Here is a 14,025-nt window from a genome sequence, read left to right as displayed (position 1 = left end):
CCCCAACCGGGGCACCACCCAGGCGGCGCGAGCCGATCACCGCGCCGCCCACGGACACCGCCCGGCTTGAGGTCCGCCCCTCGCCCACCACCCCGGCGGCACAGGACGGTCACGGCACGGGCCCGGACGCCGCACGGCTGAAGGTCGTCCGGCCCCCGTCCCCAACCGGGGCACCACCCAGGCGGCGCGAGCCGATCACCGCGCCGCCCACGGACACCGCCCGGCTTGAGGTCCGCCCCTCGCCCACCACCCCGGGCACGGGCCGATCACGGCACGGGCCCGGACGCCGCACGGCTGAAGTTCGTCCGGCCCCCGTCCCCAACCGGGGCACCACCCAGGCGGCGCGAGCCGATCACCGCGCCGCCCACGGACACCGCCCGGCTTGAGGTCCGCCCCTCGCCCACCACCCCGGCGGCACAGGACGGTCACGGCACGGGCCCGGATGCCGCACGGCTGAAGGTCGTCCGGCCCCCGTTCCCAGGCGGGGCACCACCCGGCGGCTGGAGGTTCAGGGGTGGCCGCCTGTTGACCTCGAAATGCTAGTCGACTAACAATTGCTACTCGACTAGTGCTTTGGAGGAGTCATGGCGGTGGTGCTGGCCCGGCTGGGGCGGTGGTGCTTCCGGCGGCGGTGGACGGTGACGGTGGTGTGGGTCGGGCTGCTCGCGGCGTGCGGGGCGGGCGCGGCGGCGCTGTCCGCGCCGACGCAGGACGCGTTCTCGGTGCCGGGCACCGAGGCGCAGCGGGCGAACGACCTGGTCGTGGAGCGGTTCCCGGAGGCCGCGGGCGCGGGGGCGCGGGCCCGGGTCGTCCTCGCCGGGTCGCCGGACGCGGGCGCGCTGCGCGCGGCCGTCCGGCGGATCGGGGATGTTCCGGACGTGGCGGGGGTCGCGGAACCGGTCGTCTCGCCGGACGGGCGGGTCGCGGTGCTGGAGGTCGCGTACCGGGTCCCGGCGGACGAGCTGACGGACGGCGACCGGGCGGCGCTGCGGGACGCGGCCGCGGCGGCGGGCACGCGGGTCGAGCTGAGCGGCGACGCGGTGCCGCCGCCGGAGGAGGGCGCCGGGGAGCTGGCGGGCGTCGCGGTCGCGGCGGTCGTGCTGACGGTGACGCTCGGGTCGCTGACGGCGGCGGGGCTGCCGCTGCTGTCGGCGGCCGTCGGGATCGGCGTCGGGCTGTCGGCGGTCGTCGCGGCGTCCGGGTTCATGACGCTGAACTCCGACACCCCGGCGCTCGCGCTGATGCTCGGGCTCGCGGTAGCGATCGACTACGCGCTGTTCATCATCTCCCGGTACCGGGACGAGGTCCACGGCGGACGGGAGCCCGCGGACGCGGCCGGGCACGCGGTGGGGACGGCCGGGACGGCGGTGGTGTTCGCGGGCCTGACGGTCGTCATCGCGCTGGCGGGCCTCGCGGTCGTGGGCATCCCGGTCCTGACGGAGCTGGGGCTCGCGGCGGCGCTGACGGTGGCGGTGTCGGTGCTCGTCGCGCTGACGCTGCTGCCCGCGCTGATCGGGTTCGCCGGGCGCCGGGTGGCGGGCCGCCGCCCCGTGCGGGCGGGCGCCGGACGCTGGGGGCGGTTCGTCACCGCGCGTCCGGTGCCGGTGCTGGCGGTCGCGGTCGCGGCGCTGGCGGTCGCGGCGCTCCCGGCGCTCGACCTGCGGCTCGGGCTGCCCGACGACGGCACCGCCCCGGCGGACACGACGCAGCGGCGGGCGTACGACCTGGTCGCGGACGCGTTCGGCCCCGGGTTCAACGGGCCGCTGACGCTGGTGGTGCAGGACGCGGACGCCGCCGCGGCGGCGCGCCGCACGGCGGCCGCCGTCGAGCGGCTGGACGTGGCCGCCGTCCGGACGGTCGCGGTCGACGCGGCGGGCAGGACCGCGCTCGTCGAGGTCGTCCCGCAGAGCGGGCCGACGAGCGCGGCGACCGAGGAGCTCATCGAGACGATCCGGGAGCGGACCGGCCCGGGCGTCGCCGTGACCGGGCAGACGGCGATCGACGTCGACACGTCCCGCAAGCTGGCCGGCGCGATGGCGCGCTACCTGCTGCTCGTCGTGGGCCTGGCGTTCCTGCTCCTCATGATCGTGTTCCGGTCGGTGGTGGTGCCGCTGAAGGCGACCGCCGGGTTCCTGCTGAGCACCGCGGCGACGTTCGGCGCGGTGGTCGCGGTGTTCCAGTGGGGCTGGCTGGACGGCGCCGGCGTGCACGCGTCGGGGATCATCGTGAACCTGCTGCCGGTGATGATGATCGGCATGGTGTTCGGCCTCGCGATGGACTACCAGGTCTTCCTCGTCACCCGGATGCGGGAGGAGCACGTGCGGGGCGCGGAGCCGGTGCCGGCGGTCGTCGCGGGCCTCGCGCACGGCTCCCGGGTCGTGACGGCGGCCGCGCTCATCATGATCAGCGTGTTCGGCGGGTTCGTCCTGTCCGATCTGCCGATGCTCCAGTCGTTCGGGTTCGCGCTGGCCGTCGCGGTGTTCTTCGACGCGTTCGCGGTGCGGATGACGATCGTCCCGGCGCTGCTGGCGCTGCTCGGCGGCGCGGCCTGGCGGCTGCCCCGGTGGCTCGACCGCGCCCTGCCGCGGGTGGACGTCGAGGGCCGCGGGCTCGCGCCGGACGGCGGGGACACCGCGCGGGAGGCGACCGGTTCGGCCGCTCGGTAGTGTCGTGCCCGCAGGCACGGACGGGAGGTGCGCGGTGGCGCCGGGGCTGCGGGAGCGGAAGAAGGCCCGGACGCGGGCGCTGATCCAGGCGACGGCGCTGCGGCTGTTCCGGGAGCACGGGTACGAGGCGACGACGGTCGAGCAGATCGCGCGGGAGGCGGAGGTCGCGCACACCACCGTGTTCCGCTACTTCCCGACGAAGGAGGACCTGGTCGTCAGCGACGACTACGACCCGGTCCTGTTCGCGGCGCTGCGCGCCCAGCCGCCGGACGTCCCGCCGCTGGGGGCGCTGCGCGCCGCGATGCGCGCGACGCTCGGGGCGCTGCCGCCCGCCGACCTGGCCGCCGCGCGGGACCGGGCCGTCCTCATCCTGGACGTCCCGGCGCTGCGCGGCGCGTCGTTCGGGAACGTGCTGGCGACGATGCGGGCGCTCGGCGAGGTCCTCGCCGAGCGCACCGGCCGCGCGCCGGACGACCCCGCGGTCCGCACGCTCACCGGCGCGGTCTTCGGGGTGTTCCTGGAGCTGATGGTCCGGTGGGCCGAGGACCCGTCGATGGACCTGCCGGACGCCGTCGACACGGCGCTCGCGGCCCTCGAACCGCTCGGGCCGGGGCTCTGACGGTCAGGGGATCGGCTCGACCCGGACGTCGGGGACGCCGGTGTAGGCGTCGGGCGCGGCGGTGAGGATCGGCCAGCGGCGCCAGCGGGCGGACCAGGCGGCCTGCGCGATGTCGAGCCGCAGGTCGGGGGCCGCGGCGACGAGCCGTCCGGTCTGCTGGGCGATGACGTCGTCGAGGTCGTCGACCTGGACGACCTGCATGGCGGGGAGGCGCTCCAGGACCGTGCGGCCCCGGTCGGGGACGAGCTGCCACGCGCGGGCCAGCGCGGCGGCGGGGATGACGACCGTCGCGTGCTGCGCGATCGAGGCCCGCAGCCGGGCCCGCACGTAGATGGTCTTGCCGGTGGCCAGGTCCAGGAGGGCGGTCGCGTCGAAGACCTGACCGGTGATCACTGGGCGTGCCGGGCGTGCGGCGTTCCCTCGTCGACCAGATGGTCGATCATGGCCTGCTCGTCGGGGGTCGGCGGTCCGAACAGCTCGTCGACGGTCGCCGCGTCCCGCAGGTAGGACAGCTTGAGGCGGGCGCCGTCGGCGAGGAACCCGGACACCGACGCGATCTTCTTGTCCTCGGCGAGCCCCTGGAGCGTGGCGGCCAGCTCATCAGGGAGCGTGATGTTGAGACGCGCCATGGCCCCGAGAATACACACTCGCCCCCGCCCGAGTGTGTATAGGTCAGGAGTTCCGGTCTGCGGCGGGAGCGCTGCGGGCGGCGGCGACGATGGCCTCCAGCGCCGCCGCGTGCCGCGCGAACGCCTCGCGCCCCTGCGGGGTGAGCCGCACGTGCGTCCGCCGGACGCCGCCGTCCCGCCCCTTCCGGACCTCCGCGTAGCCGGCGTTCGCGAGCGCGGTGATCTGCTTGGACAGGGCCGAGTCGCTCGTGCCGACGGCGTCCCGGACGAACGCGAACTCGGCCCAGTCGGCCGGCGCGAGCAGCGCGACGATCGACAGCCGCGCGGGCACGTGCAGGAACTCGTCGAAGCCGGCGTCCATCAGGCGTGCCGCACGAGCGACCGGTAGACCCGCCGGGAGGGGCCGGCGAGGAGCAGGAAGAGCAGCGCGACGCCGGCCGCGGCGAACGTCCGGGGGGCGGGCAGGTCGAACGCCACGACCCCGAGGGACGTGACGACGTTGAAGGCGACGTACGCGACGATGACCGCGACGGCACCGCCGAGCACGAACAGGGTGTCGGGGCCCTTCGCCTTCAGCCGGACGGACGCCCGCCTGCGCTGGAGCACCGCGGTGCCGATCAGGACGGCCTCCGCCGCGAGGAACGCCGCGGTGCCCCACGGCGCCGGCAGGTCGCCCGACGCGAGCGCGACGAACACGCCGAGCGCCGTGAGGAGCAGGTAGGGCCAGGTGAACTGCTGCCGGACGTACTCGTCCCGCGACCGCTCCTGCATCCGGTGGACGTCGGCGAGTGCGGCCTGGGCGTCGTTGCTGTTCACGGACCCTCCTTCGGTTACTTTCCTGAGAGGAAAGTAGCACGTACTTTCCTGAGAGGAAAGTCGCGGGCGCAGGCGGGCAGCGCGGCCAGCGTCGCGACGGCGCCCACCGCGAACGCGCCGCGCAGGCCGCCGGCCGAGTAGTCCGCCGACGCCCACACCGCCGTGGCGAGCGCCGGGCCGAGCGCGAAGCCGAGCTGGCGGGCGAGGCTCTGCGCGGCCCCCGCGCCGCCCTGCAGCCCGGCCGGCGCACCCGACATGATCGCCGCGAAGTTCGGCCCGGCGAACAGGCCCGTGCCGAGCCCGATGAGCGCGAGCCGCCACGCCAGGTCGGCCGGGCGCCAGCCCGCATCGGCGAACACCAGCGACAGCCCGCCGGCGCCCGCGACCGCCAGCCCGAGGACGGCGGCGCGCGCCGCGCTCCAGCGGTCCGCCAGGACGCCGCCGACCGGGCCGCCGAGCACCATCGCGACCGGCATGGCGAGGATCGCGCCCGCCGTGCCCAGCGCGGACAGGCCGAGCGTCCGCTGGAGGTAGAACGGCGCGAGGAACTCGACCAGGGAGATCGCGAGGGCGTTCAGCAGGACGGCGGCGATCGGCCCGGCCGCCGGGGTCCGCGCGAGCGCCCGCACCGGCCGGCTCGCGGCCGTCCGCCACCACACCGCCAGGAACGGGACGGCGGCCGGCGCGAGCGCGAGCCAGCCGGGGCCGTGGCTCGCGGTGAACGACAGCGACACCAGCAGGGCCGCCGCGGCGCCCCCGAGCAGCGCCGCCTCCCCCGCGACGTCGCGGCCCGGCCGCCGCGGCGCGTCCGGCGGCAGCGCGGCCAGCGCGATCGCCGCGACCAGCGCGGCCGCGGGGAGGTTGATGTAGAAGATCCACGGCCACCCCCAGAACTCGACGATGAGCCCGCCGAGCGGCGGCCCGCTCACCGCGCCGAGCGGCCCCAGCGTCATGACGAGCGCGCTCGCCCGTCCGGCCGCCCCCTCCGGCACCGACCGCACCACCACGAGCGGGACGACCGCGAACAGCAGTCCGGCGAACGCGCCCTGAGCCAGCCGCGCGGCGACGAGCCACCCGAGCGCGGGGGCGAGTCCGGCGGCCGCGCTCGCGAGGGCGAACCCGGCGACGGCGGCCAGCAGCGCGGCGCGCGGGCCCGTCCGGTCGAGCCAGCGGCCCGCGGGCAGGGTGAGGGCGACCAGGGGCAGCAGGTAGCCGAGGACGACCCATTCGGTCGCGGCGGTCGGGACGCCGAAGTCCCGTTCGAGCACGGGCAGCGCGACGGCGACGATGCTCGTGTCGAGCGTCGCCATGAAGACGACCAGGCCGCACCCCACGACCGGCCACCAGTGGCTCCGGACCAACAAGTAGACCCCTCCATAAGTGCACACCATGTGCAGTTTCAAAAACTACACATGGTGTGCACTTCTCCGCAATGGGAGCATGGACGGGTGACCAGGGCGATCGAGGAACCGCGGAACGCGCGCAGCCGCCGGTCCCGCACGGCGCTGCTGCGCGCCGCGCGCGAGATCGTCGAGGAGGAGGGGGTCGCCGCGGCGACGATGGCGGCCGTCGCGGAACGCGCCGGCGTCTCCCGCCGCGCCGTCTACCTGCACTTCGCGTCCCGCGCCGACCTGGTGAGCGAACTGTTCGCCTACGTCAACGAGGCCGAGGACATCGAGGGCCGCTTCGCCGCCGTCGGCGACGCCCCGGACGCCGCGACGGCCCTCGGCGCGTTCGCGCACGCGCACGCGCACTTCATGGCGCGCATCCTGCCCGTCTCCCTCGCCGTCGAGCGCGAGGCCCGCACCGACCCGGACGCCGCGCGCCACTGGGAGACGGCGCTGTACTGGCGGAACGCGACGAACCGCGCGCTCGTCGAGCGGCTCGCCGCCGAAGGCGTCCTCGCCCCCGGCTGGACGGTCGACACCGCGTCCGACATGCTGCTCGCCCTGATCGCCAACGGCGTCACCGCGACCCTCTTCGACCGCGGCTGGACCCCCGACCAGGTCGGCGACCACATGTCCCGCCTCCTCCGCACCGCCTTCACCGCCGCCGCTCAGGGCAGCGGGACGCCGACCACCGTGTAGGGCGTCGAGGGCGTCGGCTCCGTGTCGAACCGGGCGTTCGGGAGGTACAGCCGCGACCCGAACACCGCCATCGTCGCCGGGACGTCGAACGCCCCGGGGTGGCGCACGCGCCGCACGACGCGCCCCTCGGTGCCCGCCTCGTTCAACCGGAGGACCGCGATCGCGTTCAACCGGTTCTGCACCGCGTACAGCGTGCGCCCCCGCAGGAGCAGGCCGTCGCCCTCCCGCAGCGACTCGCCGTGCAGGTCCACCCGGCGGGTCCTCCCGGACGGGTCGACGCGGAACAGCCCGCCGGTGTTCGACTGGACGACGAGGACGCCCCGCCCGTCCGGGGTCCGCGTGATGCCGTTGGCGTTGAAGCCGTCGCCGTACACCAGGTCGCCGGTGAGCGGGATCCGCTGCGCGGCCCGGGGCAGGCGGCCGCCGCGCAGCGGCAGCCGGTAGAGCACCGGCGCGGTCGAGTCCGTGATCCACGCCGCGTCCGGCGTGAGGACGATGTCGTTGACGAACGCCGGGCCCGTCGCCAGCCGGTAGGAGGCCAGCACCCGGCCGGTGCGCGCGTCCAGGACCCGCGCGTCGCCGCCCGTGCCGCCCGCGACGAACAGCCGCCCGCGGCCGTCCAGCGCCAGCCCGAGGGCGGGGGTGCCCGGCCCCCGGCTGACGACGGCGCCGCGCCCGGTGCGCAGGTCGGCGCGGTAGATCGAGCCGTCGGCCATGGAGCCGACGAACGCGAACGGGCCGTGCCCGATCGCGATCCCCTCCGGCCGGAAGCCGTCCGGCAGCCGGATCGTCGCCGGGAACCGGGCAGGGGACGCGGCCGCGGGACGGGCGTCGTGGACGCGGGCCTCCTCGGCCGCGTGAGCCGGACCGCCCGCCCCGGCGGCCAGCGTGAGGGCGAGTACTGCGGAGATCGATCGGTGTCGCATGCCCTCAGAGTCGAACGAAACCGATCTATCAGTCCAACACATGTTCCTCATCGGATCCATCGCGGATCGCGATGGATCCGATGAGGAACGACCGGATCGAGCGTGGGGTCAGTGGACGGTGTAGGCGCGGATGATGGTCTGGTCGATGGTGCCGCCCGAGGCGTCCTCCGCGGTGACGTGCAGGGACACCGACTGGCCCTCGCCGGACGGGAGGGGGGCGCTGAAGCGGCCGTTGCCCAGGGCCTTCACGTCGACGGGCGTCCACGTCTCGCCGTCGTCGGTCGACGTGCGGAAGCGGAGACCGGTGACCTCCGACCGCTTCGAGCCCGCCATGCGCGCGACGGTGAACACGGCCGGTTCGCCGGTCGGGCGGTTCAGCAGGTCGAAGTTCAGGTCGTAGTCGACGAGGAGGAGCGGGAGGCTCTCGCTCCCGTGGCCGCGCGGGGCGCGGGCGCGGAACGTCCAGGACGTCGACGTGCGGGTCGACACCGGCAGGATCGCCGACGCGTCGTTGTCGTACGTCAGCGTGAACTCGCTCGCGTCGGACGGGACGGTGAAGTCGCCGTACGGCCCGTTCGCCTCACCGAGCTCCGCGTCCCCGGACGACAGGGTCATGTGCCCCTTGACCTCGTGCATCCCGCAGTCGAAGGCTTCCGGGCGGGCCTGGAGGTCGACGAGCGCGACGCGCAGGGTGCCGCGCGTCCGGGCCGCCGGCTCGCGCACGCAGGCGCTGGGCGAGACGCCGGTGCCGGAGTACGGGCCGGGCCGCAGCGGCTGGCGGCCCCACTCGCGGGTGACCCGCTCGCCCGGCGCGAGTTCGGTGAACGTGCCCTGGTCGAGCCACATCTCCTCGCCGAACTGGACGCCGCCGTAGCTCATCCACAGCCAGCCGTCCGGGGCCACCACGTGGTCGTTGCGGACGGTGCCGGGACGGGCGTCGCCGCCGACGTCGAACGACAGCAGGCCCTCGGGGCTCATCCCGTAGCGCTTCTGGATCATGGCACGGTCGGTCTCGCCGTTGAACGCGGCGAACCGCTGCTCGACGCGGGCCGCCTTCGCCAGGTCGGCGGCGGTGACGACGCGCGTCGGGTCCGCGGGGATGCGGTCGCCCAGGTCGTGCACGACGTCGTAGGCGGCGCCGGGCGCCGTCAGCCGGTGCTGGGTGGACGCCTTGAACGTGCCGGTCTCCACGCCCTCCATCGGCTGGGCGTAGACGGGCGCCTCGGCGGGGTCGAACGCGTACACGGAGTAGTACCAGAGCCCGTCCCCGGCGTCCCGGACGATGTCCGCGGCCGACATCGCCGTCTCCGTCCGCACGCCCTCGACGCTGGCGCCGACCCGGACGGCCGCGGCGCCGTCGAGCGTCACGGTCGTGTCGCGATCGACGACCACCTCGGGGTCGCCGGTGAGGGCCGAGCGCCAGTCGCCGTAGTCGTCCACGGTGCCGAGGACGGCGTAGCGGCCTTCGGGCACGCGGAGCTCCGACCCGTTCTCGGCGTACTCGTAGAACACCGAGTGGTCGTCGAGGTCGACCACCGTCGCGGTCACACCGAAGTCCGCGGGGTCGGTGTCGGGCAGCGGCGTCGCCGCGATCCTGAGCGTGTGCGTCGCGGGCTCGACGTAGAAGGTCACAGGGGTGGCGAGCGCGGCGCCGCCGCCCCTGGCCGTGACGACGGCCGTGTACCGGCCGGGGCGGTCGGCGAGCTCGGACGCGTCGACGGTCAGCGGCACCGTGCCGGTGCCGCCCGCGGGGACGGTGACGCGGGACGGGACGGTCGCGGCGCCCTTCGCGGCGCGGCCCTTCCGGTCGGTCACCTCGACGCTGAGCGCGAGGTCGACGGGGCGGCCGGCGGTCGACGTCCAGCCGAGCTTCGTCGACAGCGCGCCGTGGTCCGGGTACTTCGCCGTGCCGAGGTGGACGATGCTCTGCGCGGTGTGGACGCGCCCGCGCGCGGCCTCGCCGACGTCGAGCCGTCCGGCGCCGAGCTCGTACGCGTCGCCGCCCGTGGCGGGGTCGGCGGTGCCGACGAGCGCGGCCTTGAGGCGGGCGGGGTCCCAGTCGGGGTGCCGGGCGGCGAGCAGCGCCGCGGCGCCCGCGACGTGCGGCGCGGCCATCGAGGTGCCGGACATCTTCGTGTAGTGCGCGTCGACCGGGGCGCCCTGCGAGGTGCCCTGCGCGCGGGCGGCCACGATGTCGACGCCGGGCGCGACGATCTCCGGTTTGGCGGTGTCGCCGACCGGGCCGCGGCTGGAGAACTCGGCGAGCGCGTCCCTCGCGTCGACCGCGCCGACCGTCAGCGCCTTCTCGGCCGTGCCGGGGGACCCGACGCTCTCGAACAGGGACTCGTTGCCCGCCGCGACGACGAACAGGGTGCCGTGCTCGGCGGTGAGGTCGTTCAGCGCGAGCGACAGGGGGTCGGTGCCGTCGGTGGGGGCGCCGCCGAGGCTCATGTTGACGACGTCGGCGCGGGCGGCGGCCCACTCCATCCCGGCGATGACGGAGGAGTCGCTGCCGTACCCGTCGTCGTCGAGGACCTTGCCGATCACCAGGCTCGCGCCGGGCGCGACGCCGGTGCGCTCGCCGGACGACGCGGCGCCCGTCCCGGCGACCGTCGCGGCGACGTGCGTGCCGTGGCCGACGCGGTCGGCGGCGTCGGGCGACTCGGTGAAGTTCGCCGTCTCTGCGACGCGCCCCTTGAGGTCGGGGTGCGCGGCGTCGACGCCGGTGTCCAGGACGGCGACCTTCGCGCCCTTGCCCGTGTAGCCCGCGCGCCAGGCGGCCGGTGCGCCGATCTGGCCCAGGTTCCGGTCGAGGCGGCGGGCGGCGGCGGGCGCCGCGGGCGCGGTCGGGGCCGCGGGGGCCGTCGGGGCGACGTTCGCCTTGACCCGGCCGTCCAGCCAGACGCGCTCGATGCCGCCGGCCGACTTCGCCGACGGCCCGTTCATGCGGGCGAGCGCGTCGCCGAGGCCGCGGGCGTCCTTCTTGGACTGCCGGACGGCGACGGCGCCGATGCTCGGCAGCTCCTTCGTCGTCTCGAGGGTGCCGCCGAGGGCGGCCAGGGCGCGCGGGCCGCCGGTCCGCCGGACGATCAGCGGCAGGTGGGCGCTGCGGGCGTCGTCGTAGCCCTGCTCGATCAGCGCGGTGACGTCGAACAGTTCGGGGTCGAGGACGCGGCCGACGAGGCCCGCGACGTCGACCGGGGTGACGACGACGTGCCCGTCCGGCCGGATCTCCTTGCGGAACGAGCGCTTCTCGCGCCCGCGGCGAGCAGGGAGCCGAGCAGGGCCCGGCTCCGGCGTTGGTGGGTCATCGATCTCCTCTGGCGGGATCCGTCACCCCCTTCTCTGCCGGAGGGGGCATCCGCATTCACCCCAGAGGTCCCGTAAGCCCCGGATTTCTTACATGCCGGGGAACCGGAATAGGCGGCTCATACGTCCTGTTGTAGAGAGCGGCAGCAAAGTTGAGTCGAGTCGACTCAAGTGATTTGACAACGAGGAGCCGTCCGGGCAACCTTGCGAACTGGAGACCCAACCGGCCGCACCCTGCCGCTGACGACCAGCGGAACGCGACCGGGTGCGCAAACACCGGACGAACGACGGAGGACGAGAACATGGCACGTGCGGTCGGCATCGACCTCGGGACGACCAACTCGGTCGTCGCGATCCTGGAGGGCGGCGAGCCCACCGTCATCGCCAACGCGGAGGGGTCGCGGACCACGCCGTCCGTCGTCGCCTTCGCGAAGAACGGCGAGGTCCTGGTCGGCGAGGTCGCCAAGCGCCAGGCGGTGACCAACGTCGACAGGACGATCCGGTCGGTCAAGCGCGAGATGGGCACCGACTGGAAGACCAAGATCGACGACAAAGACTTCAACCCGCAGCAGATGAGCGCGTTCGTGCTGCAGAAGCTCAAGCGGGACGCCGAGGCGTACCTGGGCGAGACCGTCACCGACGCGGTCATCACCGTTCCGGCGTACTTCTCCGACCACCAGCGCCAGGCCACCAAGGAGGCCGGCCAGATCGCGGGGCTGAACGTCCTGCGGATCATCAACGAGCCGACGTCCGCGGCGCTGGCCTACCACCTGGAGAAGGAGAACGAGGCCACCATCCTGGTGTTCGACCTCGGCGGCGGCACGTTCGACGTGTCCCTGCTGGAGGTCGGCGACGGCGTCGTCGAGGTCAAGGCCACCAGCGGCGACAACCACCTCGGCGGCGACGACTGGGACCAGGCCGTCGTCGACTGGCTGGTCGAGAAGTTCAAGAACGCCAACGGCGTCGACCTGTCCAAGGACAAGATGGCGCTGCAGCGGCTCCGCGAGGCCGCGGAGAAGGCGAAGATCGAGCTGTCCGGTTCGTCCGAGACGCAGATCAACCTGCCCTACATCACCGCCTCGGCGGAGGGCCCGCTGCACCTCGACGAGAAGCTCACGCGGGCCGAGTTCCAGCGGATGACCTCCGACCTGCTCGACCGCACCAAGGCGCCGTTCAACTCGGTGCTGAAGGACGCGAACATCACGGTGAGCGACATCGACCAGGTCGTCCTGGTCGGCGGCTCCACCCGGATGCCCGCGGTGTCCGACCTGGTCAAGGAGATGACCGGCAAGGAGCCGAACAAGGGCGTCAACCCGGACGAGGTCGTCGCGATCGGCGCCAGCCTCCAGGCGGGCGTGCTGAAGGGCGAGGTGAAGGACGTCCTGCTGCTGGACGTCACCCCGCTGAGCCTCGGCATCGAGACCAAGGGCGGCATCTTCACCAAGATCATCGAGCGGAACACGACGATCCCGACCAAGCGCTCGGAGACGTTCACGACCGCCGACGACAACCAGCCGTCCGTGGAGATCCAGGTCTACCAGGGCGAGCGCGAGATCGCCGCGTACAACAAGAAGCTCGGCACCTTCCAGCTGACCGGCCTGCCGCCGGCGCCGCGGGGCGTCCCGCAGATCGAGGTCACCTTCGACATCGACGCGAACGGCATCGTGAACGTCAGCGCGAAGGACCAGGGCACCGGCAAGGAGCAGTCGATGGTCATCACGGGCGGCAGCGCGCTGCCCAAGGACGACATCGAGCAGATGGTCCGCGACGCCGAGCAGTACGCCGAGGAGGACCGCCGCCGCAAGGAGGAGGCCGAGGTCCGCAACCAGGCCGACACCCTCGCGTACTCGACCGAGAAGTTCCTGCGGGAGAACGACGAGAAGGTCCCCGCGGAGCTGAAGACCGAGGTCGAGGAGGCCGTCGCCGAGGTCAAGAAGACGCTCGAGGGCACCGACATCGACGCCATCAAGGGCTCGACGGAGAAGCTCGCGCAGGTCAGCCAGAAGATGGGCGCCGCGATGTACGCCCAGAACCCCGAGGGCGCGCAGGCGGGCGCGCAGGACGCGGGCCCGACGGCCGACGCCCAGGGCGGCCAGGACGACGAGGTCGTCGACGCCGAGATCATCGACGACGACAAGCCGAAGGGTGACGCATCGTGAGCACCTCTCCCGACGAGGGCGAGGAGAAGGAGGGACCGGTGATCCGCGACAAGCGGCGCATCGACCCCGAGACAGGGGAAGTCCGTACACCGCCGGCCGGGAAGCGGGCGGACAAGAAGGACGAGCCCGCCGCCCCGGCGGCCCCCGCCGCGGACGCGTCCGGCGGCGGGGAGGCCGGGGAGGAGACCGCGGCCCTGAAGGAGCAGCTGGCCGAGCGGCTGGCCGACCTGCAGCGGCTCAAGGCGGAGTACGACAACTACCGCAAGCGCGTCGACCGCGACCGGGTCGCGGTCCGGGAGCAGGCGCTCGGGCAGGTGCTGTCGGAGCTGCTGCCGGTCCTGGACGACATCGGCCGCGCCCGCGACCACGACGAGCTGACCGGCGGGTTCAAGTCCGTCGGGGAGGCCCTCGAGTCGGTCACCGGGAAGCTCGGGCTGGAGAAGTACGGGGAGAAGGGCGAGCCCTTCGACCCGACGGTGCACGAGGCGCTCATGCACTCCTACTCGAAGGACGTCGCGGAGACGAGCGTCGCGGACGTCCTGCAGCCCGGCTACCGGATCGGCGAGCGGATCCTGCGCGCGGCGCGGGTCGCGGTCGCCGAGCCCGACCCGAACGCGGGCGACGACGGCGCCGGCGAGGGCGCCGAGGACGCCGCCGGCGCGGCGGAGGAGTCGGCGGACGGGGCGGACGGCTCCGGCAAGTCCGACGAGTGACGCACGGACGGCCCGTCCCGTCCCCGCGCGGGGCGGGACGGGCCGGACGCCGGGCGGCAGACTGGACGTAGGCAAGTGGGCATAGCAGAGAGCGGGGCGCC

At 74.4% G+C, this 14,025-nt stretch carries 13 protein-coding genes; 6 read left to right on the top strand and 7 right to left on the bottom strand.

Annotated elements, in window-relative coordinates; translation table 11 throughout:
- Positions 1-584: 584 nt before the first annotated feature.
- Positions 585-2,666: an MMPL family transporter gene (locus tag DMH08_RS25260; RefSeq protein ID WP_125618192.1), complete on the top strand. Its 2,082-nt coding sequence runs from the start codon at positions 585-587 to the stop codon at positions 2,664-2,666.
- 4 nt (positions 2,667-2,670) lie between these two features.
- The gene (locus DMH08_RS25255; protein ID WP_051300856.1) at positions 2,671-3,285 is read left to right on the top strand and encodes a TetR/AcrR family transcriptional regulator; all 615 of its coding nucleotides are present in this window, start codon (positions 2,671-2,673) and stop codon (positions 3,283-3,285) included.
- A 3-nt stretch (positions 3,286-3,288) separates the two neighbouring features.
- On the opposite strand, the gene DMH08_RS25250 is transcribed toward DMH08_RS25255, so the two are convergent.
- The 5 genes from DMH08_RS25250 to DMH08_RS25230 are packed head-to-tail and all read right to left on the bottom strand — an operon-like array spanning position 3,289 to position 6,094.
- A complete protein-coding gene (locus DMH08_RS25250) occupies positions 3,289-3,678 on the bottom strand; it encodes a hypothetical protein (protein ID WP_026403216.1) in 390 nt (129 codons plus the stop codon).
- The gene (locus DMH08_RS25245; protein WP_026403217.1) at positions 3,675-3,914 is read right to left on the bottom strand and encodes a ribbon-helix-helix domain-containing protein; all 240 of its coding nucleotides are present in this window, start codon (positions 3,912-3,914) and stop codon (positions 3,675-3,677) included. Before DMH08_RS25245 ends, DMH08_RS25250 begins: the two co-directional genes overlap by 4 nt.
- 43 nt (positions 3,915-3,957) lie before the next feature.
- Positions 3,958-4,275: a winged helix-turn-helix domain-containing protein gene (locus DMH08_RS25240; protein ID WP_125618190.1), complete on the bottom strand. Its 318-nt coding sequence runs from the start codon at positions 4,273-4,275 to the stop codon at positions 3,958-3,960.
- On the bottom strand, positions 4,275-4,730 hold the full coding sequence (locus DMH08_RS25235) for a hypothetical protein (protein ID WP_125618188.1): 456 nt from the start codon (positions 4,728-4,730) through the stop codon (positions 4,275-4,277). Before DMH08_RS25235 ends, DMH08_RS25240 begins: the two co-directional genes overlap by 1 nt.
- A 14-nt stretch (positions 4,731-4,744) precedes the next feature.
- Complete coding sequence (locus DMH08_RS25230; RefSeq protein WP_158642393.1) at positions 4,745-6,094, bottom strand: MFS transporter; 1,350 nt, start codon at positions 6,092-6,094, stop codon at positions 4,745-4,747.
- 84 nt (positions 6,095-6,178) lie between these two features.
- Between DMH08_RS25230 and DMH08_RS25225 the strand changes: the two genes are divergently transcribed.
- Complete coding sequence (locus DMH08_RS25225; RefSeq protein ID WP_158642392.1) at positions 6,179-6,817, top strand: TetR/AcrR family transcriptional regulator; 639 nt, start codon at positions 6,179-6,181, stop codon at positions 6,815-6,817.
- Here the strand turns inward: DMH08_RS25225 and DMH08_RS25220 are convergent.
- Entirely contained in the window at positions 6,787-7,743 is a 957-nt protein-coding gene (locus DMH08_RS25220) for a superoxide dismutase (RefSeq protein WP_199747999.1), read from the bottom strand. The two genes, DMH08_RS25225 and DMH08_RS25220, sit on opposite strands and share 31 nt — an antisense overlap.
- Before the next feature lie 108 nt (positions 7,744-7,851).
- Positions 7,852-10,689, bottom strand: coding sequence for a S8 family serine peptidase (locus DMH08_RS25215; RefSeq protein ID WP_125618181.1), 2,838 nt, complete (start codon positions 10,687-10,689; stop codon positions 7,852-7,854).
- A gap of 153 nt (positions 10,690-10,842) precedes the next feature.
- Here DMH08_RS25215 and DMH08_RS25210 point away from each other — a divergent pair, with 153 nt between their 5' ends.
- From DMH08_RS25210 to grpE, 3 genes are all read left to right on the top strand, one after another.
- Positions 10,843-11,130: a hypothetical protein gene (locus DMH08_RS25210; protein WP_125618179.1), complete on the top strand. Its 288-nt coding sequence runs from the start codon at positions 10,843-10,845 to the stop codon at positions 11,128-11,130.
- A 224-nt stretch (positions 11,131-11,354) separates the two neighbouring features.
- Complete coding sequence (dnaK, locus tag DMH08_RS25205) at positions 11,355-13,211, top strand: molecular chaperone DnaK (protein ID WP_026403221.1); 1,857 nt, start codon at positions 11,355-11,357, stop codon at positions 13,209-13,211.
- Positions 13,205-13,924 carry a nucleotide exchange factor GrpE gene (grpE, locus tag DMH08_RS25200; protein ID WP_034518521.1) on the top strand — a complete coding sequence of 240 codons (720 nt, stop codon included), beginning with the start codon at positions 13,205-13,207 and terminating at the stop codon, positions 13,922-13,924. The genes dnaK and grpE overlap by 7 nt, the downstream gene beginning before the upstream one ends.
- The last annotated feature ends 101 nt before the right edge of the window (positions 13,925-14,025 follow it).

The sequence above is a fragment of the Actinomadura sp. WAC 06369 genome (assembly GCF_003947565.1).
Lineage (GTDB): Bacteria > Actinomycetota > Actinomycetes > Streptosporangiales > Streptosporangiaceae > Spirillospora > Spirillospora rifamycini.
The sequence above is the reverse complement of the archived record's forward strand: the minus strand, read 5'-3'. Positions and strand labels throughout refer to the sequence as shown.